The organism is Amycolatopsis sp. NPDC006131, assembly GCF_040614175.1.
Taxonomy (GTDB): domain Bacteria; phylum Actinomycetota; class Actinomycetes; order Mycobacteriales; family Pseudonocardiaceae; genus Amycolatopsis_E; species Amycolatopsis_E tucumanensis.
In genome coordinates this window covers 91,422-105,638 of sequence record NZ_JBEXTX010000004.1, presented here as the reverse complement: position 1 = coordinate 105,638, position 14,217 = coordinate 91,422, and the positions used below count along the sequence as shown (strand labels likewise).

The window sequence follows — 14,217 nt, the reverse complement described above, 5'->3', positions numbered from 1 at the left end:
TACTGGGGCCATGAACCAGCCGGAGCCGTTGTTCAGCTCGTCCCGGGCCTTCCGCGTCTGGCGCTACGGCGTCGAGCACTCGGAGCTGGTCCTGCGCACCGACGACAACCCCGACGAGCCGGTCGAGCTGCTGTTCGAGGGCGTCCTGTCGATGCGCTTCGACCAGCTGTGGTTCACCGGCCTCGTGGTCGGCCGCGCGGAGGACCAGGTGCTGCAGAGCCCCACCGTGGACATCCCGCACCTGAAGATCGAGCTCGGGTCCACCGGTCACGCCGCCCAGGTGGTGTGCCGTCGCCTGACCTGCGTGGGCGGCACCTCGCCGGACGGCAAGATCCTGTGGACGGTCACCGCGCCGCGTCCGAAATCCCGGATCGCCGCCGACATCCCGGCGGTCGAACAGGCCTGACTGCGGGTGGCGCGAGTCACCAGCGACAATGGAGGACGTGACCGCCACCCTGAGCAAGCCCGCACTGAAGATCGGCCCGTACGAGGTCGATCCCCCGGTGGTGCTCGCGCCGATGGCCGGCATCACGAACGTCGCGTTCCGGCGGCTGTGCCGCGAGTACGGCGCCGGGCTGTACGTGTGCGAGATGATCACCGCCCGCGCCGTCGTCGAGCGGCACCCCGGGACCATGCACATGATGGCCTTCGACCAGGGCGAGTACCCGCGGTCGATGCAGCTGTACGGCGTGGACCCGAAGACGATGCGGGAAGCCGTCAAGATCATCGTCGGCGAGGGCCTCGCGGACCACATCGACAGCAACTTCGGCTGCCCGGTCGCCAAGGTCACCCGCAAGGGCGGCGGCGCGGCGCTGCCGTACAAGCGCAAGCTGTTCGCGCAGATCGTGCGCGCATCGGTGGAGGCGGCCGAGGCCGCGGGCGTGCCGTTCACGGTGAAGTTCCGGATCGGCATCGACGACGACCACCACACCTTCCTCGACGCAGGCCGCATCGCCGAGGCCGAGGGCGCGGCGGCGGTGTCGCTGCACGCGCGCACGGCCGCGCAGCGCTACTCGGGCAAGGCCGACTGGAGCGCGATCGCCCGGCTGAAGGAAGCCGTGCAGACCATCCCGGTGCTGGGCAACGGCGACATCTTCACGGCCGACGACGCGCTGCGGATGGTGGCCGAGACCGGGTGCGACGGCGTGGTGGTCGGCCGCGGGTGCCTCGGCAGGCCGTGGCTGTTCGGCGAGCTGGAGGCCGCGTTCGCCGGCCGCCCGATCCCGGCGGGGCCGCGCCTGGGTGAGGTCGCCCAGGTGCTGCGGCGGCACGCGGAGCTGCTGGTCCAGCACGACGGCCACGACAAGGCGATGCGCGACCTGCGCAAGCACATGGCCTGGTACTTCATGGGCTTCCCGGTCGGCTCCGAGCTGCGCCGGCGGTTCGCGATGGTGTCATCGATGGACGAGCTGGACGAGCTGATCGGCCAGCTGGACCACGAGGCGCCCTTCCCGGCGGACGCCCTCGGCCCGCGCGGCCGCCAGGGCTCGCCCGGCAAGGTCACGCTGCCGCACGGCTGGCTCGACAACCCGGACGACGACCTGGTGCCCGAAGCGGAGGACATGCACTCGGGCGGCTAACGCCCGGCACGCCGCCGCGCGCGCTCGAAGTCCGCGTGCTGCACGGGGTTGGCCGCCCAGTACTCCTCCGGGATCCGGCCGACGGCGTCGACCAGGTAGCCGAAGTGGGTTTCCGCGAACGGGTCCCGGTTGAGGATCTCCAGCGCGCGCGGCACCAGGTGCGGCACCCCGATCTGCTGCCCGAGCAGGATGCGCACGCCTTCGGCGTCCAGCTCGTCCAGCGGGACCTGGCGCATCCGGTGGCAGGCGCTGATCAGATAGGTCGTGTCCGGCGGCGGGTCGCCCCAGTAGTCGTCCTCGAGCTGCTCCAGTGACAGGTGCGTCATGTTTCCTTCCGCTCACTCGCGGCGAGGGCGGCGCGCAGTTCGGCGATCTCGCGGCTCAGCTCGGCGATCTCCGCGCGCGTCACGGTCTGCGACGCGGCCTCGACCTCCTCCACCCGGCGCACCAGCCACGACGCGAAGGTCGCCGTCACCACGCCGAGCAGCGCGATGCCCGCGACCATCAGCCCCACCGCGATCAGCCGCCCGGTGCCGGACACCGGGTAGCGGTCGCCGTAGCCGACGGTCGTGATCGTCGTGATCGCCCACCACAACGCGTCCGGGAAGTTCCGGATGCCGGCCTCCTCGATCGGCCGTTCCGCTTCGAGCACGGCGAGCGCCGCGCAGAAGACGATCAGCACCGTGGCGCCGACGAAGTACACGACGACCCGCCCGCGCAGGGCGAGCGCGGCCGTGCGGTTGAGGACGTTCAGCATCGCGACGAGGCGCAGCAGCCGCAGCGGCCGGAGCAACGGGAGCACGATGACCAGGAGGTCCAGCACGTGACGGCGGAGAAATCGCGGTTTGTCCGGTGACTGGACCAGTCGCACGACGTAGTCCAGCGCGAACAGCCCCCACGCCAGCCATGTGACGACCTCGCACCACACCCGGCCGGTGCTGCCGAGCGACGGCTGGAGGATCGGCCAGGCGTAGGCGCCGAGGAACAACACCGCGACGCCCGTCAGCGGCCACTCCATGCGCTTTTCCCACATCTGCGTCTCCCGTCGGTCCGGCGCGATCGTCGCACGTGCCGGGGCGGTGATCCCGATCATTTCGTCCGGATCGTTACCCGGTTTCTGGTAGACACCAGAACCGATGGGCAAGCTGACCAACCGCGCCAGGGCGAAGGCCGACTACCTCTGGTTCATCGGTTCCCGCGAGTGGCCGGTCTTCGTCTCGGCGCTGGGCGTGCTGCTCGGCCTGGCCACGCTCGTGCCCAGCGCCGTCGGCATCGTGCTGTCGGTGATCGCGCTCGTGCTCGGCGTCCTGACGCTCACCCGCGACGTCCGGATGCTCCGCGGCCGCTGGGCCGCCTGGGAGTTCGCCACGATCGCCGCGCCGTTCCCGCACGCCGACGTGCCACCCCCGGCGAGCTACCCCGAAGCCCGCTACCTTGAGCTGCCCGGACGTGGAACCGCCCTGGTCAGCGACGCCATCGACCGGGCACTGTGGACACAGCGGTTCCCGGTCGAGGTCGCGCCGGACCCTTACCGCCTGCCCGCCGAGCTGAAGGCCACCGCGCCGTACGTGCTGCCGCTGCGCGCGCACGGCCGGCTGCTGTTCAACGGCAAGGTCGTCGGGATGCGGGGCGAGCCGCTGCCGTCGGTCGGGCACGGCGCGCCGATCCGGCTGCAGCGCACCCGGTTCTTCGACGCCCAGTGCTCGAACGAGCTGGCCACGCTGAGGATCGCCCGCCGGGACACCGACGAGGTCTTCGACCTGCGGCGGCAGATGATGGTCGACACCGCGGGCCGCCTGCACACGCTCGCCGAGAGCAGGCTGGCGGACATCGTCGGCGTGTCGACGGTGGCCGTCACGACCGACGGCTGGGTACTGGTGGTGCTCCAGTCCAACCGGAATTCGGCCAGCCAGTCACTGCTCGCCCCGTCGGGCAGTGGGTCGCTGGAGCCGCGTGACCTGGACGTTGACGACCTGCACGACGTCGTCCGCGCCGGGATGGAGCGCGAGCTGTGCGAGGAGACCGGGCTGCGCCGCGACGAGATCGTGTGCACGACGATCACCGGGTTCGCGCGCTGGATGGACCGCGGCGCGAAGCCGGAGTTCTTCGGGCTGACGGAGTTGTCCGCGACGCGGCAGGACCTGCTGGCCCGCAGGCCGAACCGGTCGGAGCGCGAGTTCACCGCCGCGACGCGGTTCGTGGAGGTCGACCTCGCCGCGTACGGCCGGGAACTGGCCGGCGGCGCGGACCTGCCGTCGCTGCCCGCGTTGCTCACCGACAGCGGTTCGGTGCCGCTGCTGCTGGCGTTGCGGGCGGCCGCACGGTGGACGGTCGGCGCGCCGCGGGAGGAGGACCGTGTTCACCCCTGACAGCCGGTCGCGGCTGCGCGACTCGCTGATCGCGTCGGCTCGCTCGGACGACCGGATCAGCGGTGCCGCGCTGACCGGGTCCGCTTCGGTTGGACGAGAGGACCAGTGGTCGGACATCGACCTGGCGCTCGCGGTGGCGGCCGACCGCGATCAGGTGCTCGCGGACTGGACCGACCGGATGTACCGCGACCACGGCGCCGTCCACCACCTGGACCTCGGCGTGTTCCGGGTGTTCCTGCTGCCGGACACGCTGCAGGTCGACATCGCGTTCTGGCCGGAGTCCGAGTTCGGGCCAACGGGTCCGACATTTCGGACGCTGTTCGGGAAGCCGAACGACCTGCCGCGGATCTCGCCGCCGTCGGCCGAGCACGTGGTCGGGATGGCGTGGCTGTACGCGTTGCACGCCCGGTCGTCGATCGCGCGGGGCCGGGTGTGGCAGGCGGAGTACATGATCAGCGGCGCGCGGGACGAGGTGCTCGCGCTGGCCTGCCTCCGGCACGGGGTGCGCGCCGTGCAGGGGCGCGGGATGGACGACCTGCCGGCGGAGGTCGTGGCGCCGTTCGCGGACGCCCTGGTCCGGTCCGTGGAGCCCGCCGAGCTGCGGCGCGTGTTCGGGGTCGTCGTGGAGCTGCTGATCGCCGAGGCCGGCCGGGTCGATGCGTCGCTCGCCGCACGGCTGTCGGGGCCGCTGCGGGGCCTGGTCAGCTGACCTCGACGGTGACAAGCGTGGCGTTGGCGCCGGCGAGGCGGATGGTGAACGTGCCGGTGCGGTTCGGGGTGACGTCGAGGTCCTCCGGCTCGGTGGGGTCGACGTCGGCGTTCGCGTCCGGGTAGCCGTCGACCACGATGTCGTCCGGGCGGTCCGAGGAGACGTTCACCTGGAGCGGCTGGCCGACCTTCCCCGCGATCACGAGGTTCGCCGGCTCGACCTGCCCGTTCCGGTAGGCCACGTCGACGATCGAGGCACCGGCGCTGGTGGGCGCCGCGGACGCGGGCGGCGCGGAAGTGGGCTGCGCTGGGTTGGGCGGCGCCGGGTCGGGCGCCTGGTCGTCGCCACCGGACGAGCAGCCGGCAGCAGCGAGCGCGATCAAGGTCGTGACAAGGACACGGCGCACCATGCGGCCCAAGCTAAGCCGGGGGCGGGCGGCGCGCAGGGCAGCGCTCACGTCGGAGTGACGCCGCTAAGCCCGCACTTCCTCGACGTGGAAGTAGCCGACCGGCTTGGGACCCTCGCTCACCACGACCACCGTCCCGGGCGCGATGCGGTACGGGCCCGAGTTCTCGACGGCCAGCCAGCGCGCCTCAGCCGGCGTGACCAGCGCTCCGGCGACGAGGTTCCGGAGCACGAAGGACGCGAGACCCGAGTGGGCGGTGTGCGGGGGCACGAAGGCGTTGGCCGCGTAGAAGTCGGGCCGCGGTGGGCCGGTTTGACGACCGCCCTGCTCCGGGGTGAGCCACACGACCCGTCCGCGGAACGGGAAGGGCTCGTCGGCCGGCTGGTTCGCCACGGGCGTCAGTATGCCGCGTCAGGGCCGGGGCGCCCGTTCGCCGTGGGTGGCGGTGTACTCGGCGGCCAGCCAGGGGCCGAGGTCGTCGATCAGCATCGCCAGGATCGCGGGATCGGCGGTGGGTTCGCGAGCGGTCTGGGCAGCGGTGCGCATCTGCTCGAGCCGCTCGGGGTAGTAGCGCCCGAACAGCTCGGCGGAGCGGGCGAGGTCGCTCGTCCAACCGCCCCACCGGGGCATGACCAGGGTGAACCCGGTCCGCACGAGGCGCCGCGCCACCGAGCGGCTCAGGGTGCGGCGTTCGTGGTCCGTCGCCGTCTGGGCGCGCTCGCGCCAACCCGGGAGCAGCGTCCTGAGGTCACCGTTCGTCTCGCGCGCGAGCAGCGAGGTGGGGCGATAGCGGGGCAGGTGCTCGGCCAGGTCGTCGCCCAGGAGCGGCGTGCACAGGCAGGCGACGAAGAAGCCGCCGTCGTGGCGCTCGGCGTCGCTGAGGAGCATGCGGGCACTGGCGAGCTGGATGCCGGCGCCGTTGATCTGGGGGAACGCACGGTCGAGAGCGTCCTCGATCCGCCTGGCAGCCGCGCAATCGGCGTCGGTGGGCTCGTTGTGGAGAGCGAGCAGGACGTCGAGGTCGGAAACCCCGGGGACGGCGGTGCCACGCGGGATGCTGCCGTAGAGGTAGGCGCTGTGCAGGCGAGCGAAAGTCCCAGCGACGTGCACCCGCAGAGCCTCGACGACGGCGGCGAACTCTGCGGGTACTTGCTCCAGCGAGCCCTCGCGCGCGATCGTCCCGTCCGGCGCCAGGCCACGATGGTCCACCCGATCACTGTGTCCGATACGCGCATTCGGGAGTTCCGGTTCGGGCAGGTAGTTTCTTCGGGTGCGGAGCCGGGACCTGGCCGAACTGGCGAGGCTGTTCGAGATACCACCGAACCGCAAGTGACTTCCAAGAGGCCCATCCCATGACGAGGCACAGATGCGGTGTCTGCCGAAGCCTCCGGGGAGGCGGGCATCAGTAGGTTTTGGCGCCGCGGGCCGACTGCTGACCATGCCGAGGCCCGGGAGATCGCGGAGCGTCTCGGTCGTCTTGCCGCCAGTCGGGCACCAGATGCCCTCCGAACGTTGGCGGAGGTCCCGGAGCGCTTTGACGAAGTCGGCGAGAGCGGGATCGTCTACCAGGTGGTAGTGGAAGCGTGGCCGGAGGACGACTCCAGCTTGTGAATATCGGTGGCCGTCGATGGCGGCCGCGTCAGCGCCCTGCGCCCCGTGGGCTGGGGGACGTCCGTCAGGTTGACGGACTGACGCAGCGGAGAGATCAGTCGGCCGCCGAGAATGCTCAAGACACGACGAAGGCCCAGGTCCGGAGTAGACACCCGCTGACCTGGGCCTTCGCGCGAAGAGCGGATGACGGGAATCGAACCCGCGTTCTCAGCTTGGGAAGCTGATGTTCTACCATTGAACTACATCCGCAGCGACGCACAGCATACACAAACGTCGCCCCCTGGTGAGAGCACCCCCTTGACTCTGTGGGTCGCAAGTGACAACACTCGTTGTCGAGAGGGTGGTGGGTGCATGGACGAGCGACTGCCGGATCCCGAGTTGTTCCGTCGTGGGGGTTTCAGCCTCGCGGCCAAGCTCTTCGTCAAGCACGACATCCGCGCCACCGAGCGCCAGGTGCGCCGCTTCCGGGAGTTCGCCCAGGTGCAGGACCCGAGGGCCGACGCGGTCGTCGCGCTGTTCCGTCGTCTTCCGAAGAACCGTGGGCGGCAGCTGTTCGAACAGGCGCTCGCCGACGGCATCCACAGCCTGGACAACCCGCCGCCGGAACTCGTCGACTTCTTCGAGCACGTCGAGGCCACCCCGTACTGGGTCGACCCCGCCCGGCTCGACCGGGGCGCGCGGGCCATCATCCGCACCGGCGTGCTCGGCCTCTTCCCGCTCGGCGACATGTCCCTCATGGGCGGCTACCTCGCCTCGCGCGCGACGAAGGCCCTCGTCGCCACCGGGGAGATCGAACGGATGGCCAGCCAGCGCCTCGTGGAGACCGCGGCCTGGTGGATGGACGTCACGACCCCCGGCGCGCTGGCCATGCACGGCACCGGCTACGCCTCCGCCCTGCGCGTCCGCCTCGTGCACGCCCACGTCCGCGCCGCCCTGAACCGCCGCCCCGACTGGGACTACGACGAGTGGGACAAGCCGGTCAACCAGGTCCAGACGGCCGGCACGCTGCTCCTGTTCTCCCTCGTCTTCGTCTACGGCACCCAGCTGCTCGGCATCCGCTACAGCGACCGCGAGCGCGCCGACATCCTGCACCTCTGGCGCTACGTCGGCTGGCTGCTCGGCGTCGACGAGGAGCTCCTGCCCGCCACCGAAGACGACGCCTGGCGCCTGTTCTGGCTGCTCGCGTCCACCGAGTTCATCCCCGACGAGGACAGCAAACGCCTCGCCCGCGCCCTGCTCGAAACGCACGCGGCGATCGGCGAGGGGCGCGGCGCCGTCGGCAAGGTCCTCTCCCACGTCTCGGTCGCCGTGCACTCCTCCATCAGCCGCCTGGTGCTGGGCAAGTCCAACGCCGACTTCCTGGAGATCCCCAACGACCCGATCGCACAGGGCGCCATCCTCGCGGTGGCCGCGGGCAACTTCGCCGCTGAGACCGCGCGCCGCTTCATCCCCGGCGCGACGGCGCTGCAGGAGTACCTCGGCACCCTCGAACGCCGCCGCTACGTCGACCGCCTCGGCAAGATCTTCAAACTCGATCCCACCTACGCCCGCCACATGAAAGCGGCCTAGCTAGGGTTGGGCCGTGCTGCTCAGTGACCGCGACCTCCGCAAAGAGCTCGAAGCCGGCCGTCTCGGCATCGACCCCTTCGACCCGGCGATGCTCCAGCCGTCCAGCATCGACGTGCGGCTGGACCGGTTCTTCCGCGTGTTCAACAACAGCCAGTACACCCACATCGACCCGAAGCTCCAGCAGGACGAGCTGACGTCGCTGGTCGAGAAGGACGGCGAGGACGCCTTCGTCCTCCACCCGGGTGAGTTCGTGCTCGCCTCGACGTTCGAGCTGGTCACGCTGCCCGACGACCTCGCGGGCCGCCTCGAGGGCAAGTCCTCCCTCGGCCGCCTCGGGCTGCTCACGCACTCCACCGCCGGGTTCATCGACCCCGGCTTCACCGGCCACATCACGCTGGAGCTGTCGAACGTCGCGAACCTGCCGATCACCCTGTGGCCGGGCATGAAGATCGGCCAGCTGTGCCTGTTCCGGCTCACCAGCCCGGCGGAGAACCCGTACGGCTCGGCCGCCGTCGGCTCCCGCTACCAGGGCCAGCGCGGCCCGACGCCGTCGCGCGCCCACCTGAACTTCCACATCGCCGACACCAACCGCTAAAGCCCCAGCAGCTCACGGGCCCGCCGGGCGGCCTCCACCAGGTCCCCGGTGATCAGCGAGTCGACCCCACGCAGGCCGGCGCGGTCGAGCAGGCGCTTCTCGTTCAGAACCCACTCGCCGCGCTCGGCCAGCACCGCGTGCCCGGCCTGCATCGCCGCCGTGGCGAGCGCGCCCGCGAACTCCGCCACCTGCCCGCGCGGCGCGTAGTTGTGCTCGGCGTAGGTCAGCGTCAGCGACGCCCGCTCGCGCCACACGGCGGGCGCCGACTTCCGCAGCGCCTCCGGGAACTCGACCTCCGGCAGCGAACCCCGCAGCACCCGGTTCACCGCCAGCTCGGCGACCACCAGGTAACTCGGGATCCCGGCCAGGTGGAACATCAGCGGCTCCCAGTGGAACCGGCCCTCCCGCGCCTCGGCCAGCTCGTGCTCAACCACGTCCAGGTCGCGGTAGTGGACGTCGGCCCGGCGCCCGTCGATCGTCAGCCACGCGCCACCGTTGAACACGCCGCCGCCCCAGCCGCCGATCTCGGACACCTCACCCGGCCAGCCCAGCGCACGCAGGTCGGCGGGGTCGAAGCGCCCGCGGTAGTAGATCGCGAAGTCCCAGTCGCTGTCCGGGCGCGCGGTGCCCGTTGCCCGTGAGCCGCCCAGCGTCACGGCCTGGACGCCGGGCAGGCCGGCCAGCCGCTCGGCCACCTCGTCTTCGAAGGTCATGCGTCCAAACTCCCATGATCGGGTGGTCCATGTCACCCGGTGGTCCGGCATGGACTGGACCATTTTGTAGGTTGCTCCGAATGGAGGAAACACCTCAGGCAAAGGAGCACGGGTCGTGAGTTCGACGACGACCGGGGAGCGAGCCGGTCAGCAACATCTCGCCCATGTCGTGTTCATCGCCGGCGCGGCCGCGGTCGGCGGGTTCCTGTTCGGGTACGACAGCTCGAACATCAACGGTGCCGTCCTCGGCATCCAGCGGCACTTCGAGGTCGGTGACGGGGTGACCGGGCTGACCGTGTCGAGCGCGCTGATCGGTTCGGCCGTCGGCGCCTGGTTCGGCGGGCTGCTGTCCGACCGGATCGGCCGCATCCGGACCATGCAGCTCGCGGCGGTCCTGTTCCTGGTCAGCGCCCTCGGAGCGATGTTCCCGTTCAGCGTGTGGGACCTGGCGATCTGGCGCGTGGTCGGCGGCATCGCGATCGGTGTCGCGTCCGTGATCGGCCCGGCCTACATCGCCGAGGTCGCGCCGCCCGCCTACCGCGGCAGGCTCGCCTCGCTGCAACAGCTGGCGATCGTCCTCGGCATCGGGGTGTCCGCGCTGGTCAACTGGGTCATCAAGGCCCTCGCCCCGATCGGCGCGGACGGCGCGCACGACCTCAACGGCAACCTCGGCGGCATCGAGCCGTGGCAGTGGATGCTGGGCGCCGCGGCGGTGCCCGCGGTGATCTACTTCGTGCTCGCCTCGATCATCCCCGAGTCCCCGCACTTCCTGCTGGCCAACGGCAAGATCGAGCGGGCCCGCAAGGTGCTGCGCGAGGTCGAGGGCGGTGACGTCGACGCCAAGCTCGAAGACATCCGCCGCAGCCTGAAGACCGAGAAGCGGTCCCGGGTCCGCGACCTCGTCGGCGGCCGGTTCGGGTTGCTGCCGATCGTGTGGGTGGGCATCGCGCTGGCGGTGTTCCAGCAGTTCGTCGGCATCAACGTGATCTTCTACTACAGCGACACGCTGTGGCACTCGGTCGGCCAGAACACCGACTCGCTGCTGATCTCGATGGTCAGCCCGGTCATCAACATCATCGGCACGTTCATCGCGATCGCCTTCATCGACAAGGTCGGCCGCAAGCCGCTGCTGCTGATCGGCTCGGTCGGCATGCTGGTCGGCCTCGGCGTGGCGGCGATCGCGTTCGGCAACGCGCAGACCGTCGGCGGCGAGCTGAGCCTGCCGGGCGCGTGGGGCCCGATCGCGCTGGTGTTCGCGAACCTGTTCGTGATCTCCTTCGCGATGTCGTGGGGCGTGATCCTGTGGGTCATGCTCGGCGAGATGTTCCCGCTGCGCATCCGCGGCGCCGCGCTGGCCGTGGGCACCGCGGCGAACTGGGTCGCCAACTGGGCGGTCACGGTCAGCTTCCCGAGCATGGCCGACTGGAACCTGTCGATCACCTACTGGATCTACGCGGCGTTCGCGCTGCTGTCGATCCCGTTCGCGCTGCGCTTCGTCCGCGAGACCAAGGGCACCGCGATCGAGGACGTCAGCTGACGAACGCCCGCTCGATGATGGCCCTGGTGTCGGCGCCCGCGGGCAGCGTGCCGAACGCGATGCCCCAGTCGCCGCCGAGGCGGGACGCGCAGAACGCGTCCGCGATCGCCTTGGGCGCGAAGCGCACCAGCAGCGAGCCCTGCAGCACCAGGGCCATCATCTCGGCCAGCCGCCGCGCCCGGTACTGGAGGTCCTCCAGGTCGGACAGCTCCTTGCGCACCCGCGCGATCGCGTCGTCCAGCCGGGCGTCGGCGCCCGCGGCGAGGTCGAGTTCGGCGAAGAACGCCTCCACCGACTCCGGCTGCTTGCCCATGGCGCGCAGGGAATCCAGCGCCGCGACGTTGCCGGAACCCTCCCAGATGGACAGCAGCGGCGCCTCGCGGTAGAGCCGCGGCATGCCGGAGTCCTCGACGTAACCGTTGCCGCCCAGGCATTCCAGCGCCTCGGCGGTGTGCGCGGGGCCGCGCTTGCACACCCAGTACTTCGTGACCGCGAGCGCCAGCCGCCGGAACGCCTGCTGGTCCGGGTTCGCGGTCGCGCCGGCCAGCCGCAGCGCGACGGTGGTGGCCGCCTCGGACTCGACGACCAGGTCCGCCAGCACGTTCGCCATCGCGGGCTGGTCCACCAGGTTCGCGCCGAACGCCTTGCGGTGCCGCGCGTGGTGCACGGCCTGCACGACGCCTTGGCGCATCAGCGAAGTGCTGCCGAGGACGCAGTCGAGGCGGGTGTTGTTGACCATTTCGATGATGGTCGGCACGCCGCGGCCCTCCTCGCCGACGAGCCAGCCGACCGCGCCGTCGTACTCGATCTCGGACGAGGCGTTGGACTTGTTGCCGAGCTTGTCCTTGAGGCGCTGGAAGAAGATGCGGTTGCGGGAGCCGTCGGGCAGCACGCGCGGGAGCAGGAAGCAGGACAGGCCGCCGGGCGCCTGGGCGAGGGTGAGGAACATGTCGGACATCGGCGCCGACGTGAACCACTTGTGGCCGGTCAGCACGTACGTGCCGTCACCCGCGGGACGCGCGGTGGTGGTGTTCGCGCGGACGTCGGAACCGCCCTGCTTCTCGGTCATCGACATGCCGGCGATCAGGCCGCGCTTGGTGGCCGGGACGCGCAGGCCGTAGTCGTACTCGGTGGCGGCGAGCAGCGGCTCGTAGGCGGCCGCCAGCTCGGGGTTGTGGCGCAGCGTCGGGACCGCGGCGTAGGTCATCGAGATCGGGCAGATGTGGCCGCCCTCGGCCTGGTTCCAGACCAGCACCTTGGCGGCGCGCGCGACGTGCGCGCCTTCGCGGTCGTCACGCCAGGGGGTGGCGTGCAGGCCGTGGCCGACGGCGACGGTCATCAGCTCGTGCCAGTAGGGGTGGAACTCGACCTCGTCGACGCGGTTGCCGTAGCGGTCGTGGGTGTGCAGCTTCGGCGGGTTCTCGTTGGCGACGCGGCCCCACTCCTGGCCCTGGGCGCTGCCGGCGAGGCGGCCCAGCTCGTGGACCTCGTTCTCGGCCCAGGCCGCACCTTCGCGGCGGAGGCCGTCGAGGAGGGCCGCGTCGTCGGCGACGTCGTAGTCGACCAGTGGCGGGACCTGGTTCAACACCTCGTGCGTGTCAGGCATCCTTGCCTCCCAGTGCGCGGAAGATGAACGTGCGGAGCGCGCCGACCGCGTCGGCGCTGTCGGTGGTCAGGGGGCCGATGAGCACCTCGGCGGCGCCACCGACCAGTGCGGCCGCGGTGAGGTCGGCGTCCTGCGGCGGCAGCTCGCCGGTGCGGACGCCCTCGCGGACGTGGCGGGCGAGCTCGTCCCGGAAGACGCGCCGGAAGACGATGCGCTCGGCCTCGATCGGGGCGTCGACCGGCTCGGCCAGCAGGGCGTACGCCTGGCGGGGCACCTTGAGCGCGCGCTCGGCGAAGGTCTCGACGATGGCGGCGACGCGCTCGGCGGGGCTGCCGGGCCGCTCCGCGGCCTGCCGGACGGCCTCCACCTCGTGGTTCACGACGTTGCGGAACAGCTCGACGACCAGCTCGGCCTTGCCGGGGAAGTGGCGGTAGACCGTGCCGGTGGCGACGCCGGCCTGCTCCGCGACGGCACTCACGGAGCAGCCCGCGTAGCCACGCTCGGCGAGGATCTCACCGGCGGCGGTCAGGATCGCCTCGCGCTGCGCGTCGAGGCGAGCCTGGACCTGAGGGGTGCGTCGGTAGGGCACGGGAAGAAGTGAAGCACTGATTCAGCGCTTCACGCAAGGGCCTCCCGGTAGACGGCGCGAGTCAGACCGGTGATCCGGTCCGCGGAGTCCGCCCAGCTCAGCGTGGTCGGTTCGGAGGTGAGGACGACGACGATGCGCCGGTCGCCGTCGGCAGTGCCGCTGGTGTGCATGACCCGGCTGGTCAGGTCCACGTCGCCGCTGGAGGCGACGGCGAGTGCCGACCGGGCCTCGGGCGAGGCGAGCACGCGCTTGGTGTTCTCGGAAACGCACTCCTCGCCCGGGGCCGGTGCCGCGCCGAAGCCGGACCAGCCCTGCTTCACCGCGCCCGGCCGCCGGAGCGCGCTCGGGATGCCGAACGACTGGTCGAACCCGTCATCGCCGCACTTCGTGAACTGCTCCAGGTTGTCCATGATGAAGTCGCGGAACTTCGGGTGCGCCTCCTCCAGGACGTAGGAGTAGGTCTTCGCGATGTCCGCGGCGCTGACCGCGGTGTAGCCCCACGTGCCGCGCTTCTCGGCGGGCGGCGGCGCGGTGTCGGTGAGACCGATCTTCGCGACCATCCGGTTGACGATCTCCTCCCAGCCGTCGCGCACCCACAGCACACTGGCCGCGTCGTCGTTGCTGGAGCGCAGCATCGGTTCCAGCAGCGCGAGGTCGTCCGCCGGGATCTCGTAGTCCGGTCCGTGCGATTCGAGGTAGTCCAGCGCGATGAACAGCTTCACCAGCGAGGCCGACCGGTACTGCCGGTGTTCGTTCGCGGCATGGACCGCACCGGTTTCACGGTCGAGCACCGTGTACCCGGCGGTCATGCCGTCGGGCAGTTCGGCGGCTTGCGCGGGCACGGCCAGAAGCGCCGTCGACGCCACGAACGCGGCGGCGAGGCTCAGGACTTTACGCACGTCGGTTCCCCACAGATCGATGATCGAATTGGTG

General features: G+C 71.0%; 16 protein-coding genes and 1 tRNA gene. 7 read left to right on the top strand and 10 right to left on the bottom strand.

Annotated elements, in window-relative coordinates:
* Positions 1–10 precede the first annotated feature (10 nt).
* Together ABZ215_RS04200 and dusB are read left to right on the top strand one after the other, a co-directional pair.
* Complete coding sequence (locus ABZ215_RS04200) at positions 11–406, top strand: hypothetical protein (protein ID WP_017985613.1); 396 nt, start codon at positions 11–13, stop codon at positions 404–406.
* A 28-nt stretch (positions 407–434) separates the two neighbouring features.
* The gene (gene dusB, locus ABZ215_RS04195; protein ID WP_354947646.1) at positions 435–1,580 is read left to right on the top strand and encodes a tRNA dihydrouridine synthase DusB; all 1,146 of its coding nucleotides are present in this window, start codon (positions 435–437) and stop codon (positions 1,578–1,580) included.
* On the opposite strand, the gene ABZ215_RS04190 is transcribed toward dusB, so the two are convergent.
* Positions 1,577–1,906 (bottom strand): contact-dependent growth inhibition system immunity protein, encoded by a 330-nt coding sequence (locus ABZ215_RS04190; RefSeq protein WP_354947644.1) that lies wholly within the window; start codon positions 1,904–1,906, stop codon positions 1,577–1,579. The two genes, dusB and ABZ215_RS04190, sit on opposite strands and share 4 nt — an antisense overlap.
* Positions 1,903–2,673 carry a potassium channel family protein gene (locus ABZ215_RS04185; RefSeq protein ID WP_020418331.1) on the bottom strand — a complete coding sequence of 257 codons (771 nt, stop codon included), beginning with the start codon at positions 2,671–2,673 and terminating at the stop codon, positions 1,903–1,905. Before ABZ215_RS04185 ends, ABZ215_RS04190 begins: the two co-directional genes overlap by 4 nt.
* Positions 2,674–2,716: 43 nt before the next feature.
* Between ABZ215_RS04185 and ABZ215_RS04180 the strand changes: the two genes are divergently transcribed.
* Entirely contained in the window at positions 2,717–3,949 is a 1,233-nt protein-coding gene (locus ABZ215_RS04180) for a hypothetical protein (RefSeq protein ID WP_354947642.1), read from the top strand.
* Positions 3,936–4,658 carry a nucleotidyltransferase domain-containing protein gene (locus tag ABZ215_RS04175; RefSeq protein ID WP_354708771.1) on the top strand — a complete coding sequence of 241 codons (723 nt, stop codon included), beginning with the start codon at positions 3,936–3,938 and terminating at the stop codon, positions 4,656–4,658. The genes ABZ215_RS04180 and ABZ215_RS04175 overlap by 14 nt, the downstream gene beginning before the upstream one ends.
* On the opposite strand, the gene ABZ215_RS04170 is transcribed toward ABZ215_RS04175, so the two are convergent.
* The 4 genes from ABZ215_RS04170 to ABZ215_RS04155 form a co-directional block, all read right to left on the bottom strand.
* A complete protein-coding gene (locus tag ABZ215_RS04170; RefSeq protein ID WP_237335574.1) occupies positions 4,651–5,067 on the bottom strand; it encodes a hypothetical protein in 417 nt (138 codons plus the stop codon). The genes ABZ215_RS04175 and ABZ215_RS04170 overlap by 8 nt on opposite strands.
* Before the next feature lie 63 nt (positions 5,068–5,130).
* Positions 5,131–5,457: a hypothetical protein gene (locus tag ABZ215_RS04165; RefSeq protein WP_354947640.1), complete on the bottom strand. Its 327-nt coding sequence runs from the start codon at positions 5,455–5,457 to the stop codon at positions 5,131–5,133.
* Between the two features lie 18 nt (positions 5,458–5,475).
* Positions 5,476–6,273, bottom strand: coding sequence for a nucleotidyltransferase (locus ABZ215_RS04160; RefSeq protein ID WP_354947638.1), 798 nt, complete (start codon positions 6,271–6,273; stop codon positions 5,476–5,478).
* Between the two features lie 580 nt (positions 6,274–6,853).
* A tRNA-Gly gene (locus ABZ215_RS04155) sits at positions 6,854–6,924 on the bottom strand.
* A 102-nt stretch (positions 6,925–7,026) separates the two neighbouring features.
* Between ABZ215_RS04155 and ABZ215_RS04150 the strand changes: the two genes are divergently transcribed.
* Positions 7,027–8,244 carry an oxygenase MpaB family protein gene (locus tag ABZ215_RS04150; RefSeq protein ID WP_354947636.1) on the top strand — a complete coding sequence of 406 codons (1,218 nt, stop codon included), beginning with the start codon at positions 7,027–7,029 and terminating at the stop codon, positions 8,242–8,244.
* Between the two features lie 13 nt (positions 8,245–8,257).
* Positions 8,258–8,839 (top strand): dCTP deaminase, encoded by a 582-nt coding sequence (gene dcd / locus ABZ215_RS04145; RefSeq protein ID WP_020418351.1) that lies wholly within the window; start codon positions 8,258–8,260, stop codon positions 8,837–8,839.
* Here dcd and ABZ215_RS04140 read toward each other — a convergent pair.
* The gene (locus tag ABZ215_RS04140) at positions 8,836–9,552 is read right to left on the bottom strand and encodes a nucleotidyltransferase domain-containing protein (RefSeq protein WP_354947634.1); all 717 of its coding nucleotides are present in this window, start codon (positions 9,550–9,552) and stop codon (positions 8,836–8,838) included. The two genes, dcd and ABZ215_RS04140, sit on opposite strands and share 4 nt — an antisense overlap.
* A 115-nt stretch (positions 9,553–9,667) precedes the next feature.
* Between ABZ215_RS04140 and ABZ215_RS04135 the strand changes: the two genes are divergently transcribed.
* Positions 9,668–11,089 (top strand): sugar porter family MFS transporter, encoded by a 1,422-nt coding sequence (locus ABZ215_RS04135; protein WP_202961425.1) that lies wholly within the window; start codon positions 9,668–9,670, stop codon positions 11,087–11,089.
* Here the strand turns inward: ABZ215_RS04135 and ABZ215_RS04130 are convergent.
* Genes ABZ215_RS04130 through ABZ215_RS04120 form a run of 3 tightly spaced genes read right to left on the bottom strand, consistent with a single transcriptional unit; the run spans position 11,082 to position 14,183 of the window.
* Positions 11,082–12,695: an acyl-CoA dehydrogenase family protein gene (locus ABZ215_RS04130; RefSeq protein WP_354708753.1), complete on the bottom strand. Its 1,614-nt coding sequence runs from the start codon at positions 12,693–12,695 to the stop codon at positions 11,082–11,084. The two genes, ABZ215_RS04135 and ABZ215_RS04130, sit on opposite strands and share 8 nt — an antisense overlap.
* Complete coding sequence (locus ABZ215_RS04125; RefSeq protein ID WP_020418354.1) at positions 12,688–13,284, bottom strand: TetR/AcrR family transcriptional regulator; 597 nt, start codon at positions 13,282–13,284, stop codon at positions 12,688–12,690. Before ABZ215_RS04125 ends, ABZ215_RS04130 begins: the two co-directional genes overlap by 8 nt.
* Positions 13,285–13,313: 29 nt before the next feature.
* Positions 13,314–14,183: a hypothetical protein gene (locus ABZ215_RS04120; protein WP_235716128.1), complete on the bottom strand. Its 870-nt coding sequence runs from the start codon at positions 14,181–14,183 to the stop codon at positions 13,314–13,316.
* Positions 14,184–14,217: the final 34 nt, after the last annotated feature.

Coding starts and splice junctions, on each gene's coding strand:
- ABZ215_RS04190 (WP_354947644.1), bottom strand. CDS start 1,906: ATGACGCACCTGTCACTGGAGCAGCTCGAGGACGACTACTGGGGCGAC.
- ABZ215_RS04150 (WP_354947636.1), top strand. CDS start 7,027: ATGGACGAGCGACTGCCGGATCCCGAGTTGTTCCGTCGTGGGGGTTTC.
- ABZ215_RS04140 (WP_354947634.1), bottom strand. CDS start 9,552: ATGACCTTCGAAGACGAGGTGGCCGAGCGGCTGGCCGGCCTGCCCGGC.
- dusB (WP_354947646.1), top strand. CDS start 435: ATGGAGGACGTGACCGCCACCCTGAGCAAGCCCGCACTGAAGATCGGC.
- ABZ215_RS04185 (WP_020418331.1), bottom strand. CDS start 2,673: ATGATCGGGATCACCGCCCCGGCACGTGCGACGATCGCGCCGGACCGA.
- ABZ215_RS04200 (WP_017985613.1), top strand. CDS start 11: ATGAACCAGCCGGAGCCGTTGTTCAGCTCGTCCCGGGCCTTCCGCGTC.
- ABZ215_RS04170 (WP_237335574.1), bottom strand. CDS start 5,067: ATGGTGCGCCGTGTCCTTGTCACGACCTTGATCGCGCTCGCTGCTGCC.
- ABZ215_RS04130 (WP_354708753.1), bottom strand. CDS start 12,695: ATGCCTGACACGCACGAGGTGTTGAACCAGGTCCCGCCACTGGTCGAC.
- ABZ215_RS04180 (WP_354947642.1), top strand. CDS start 2,717: ATGGGCAAGCTGACCAACCGCGCCAGGGCGAAGGCCGACTACCTCTGG.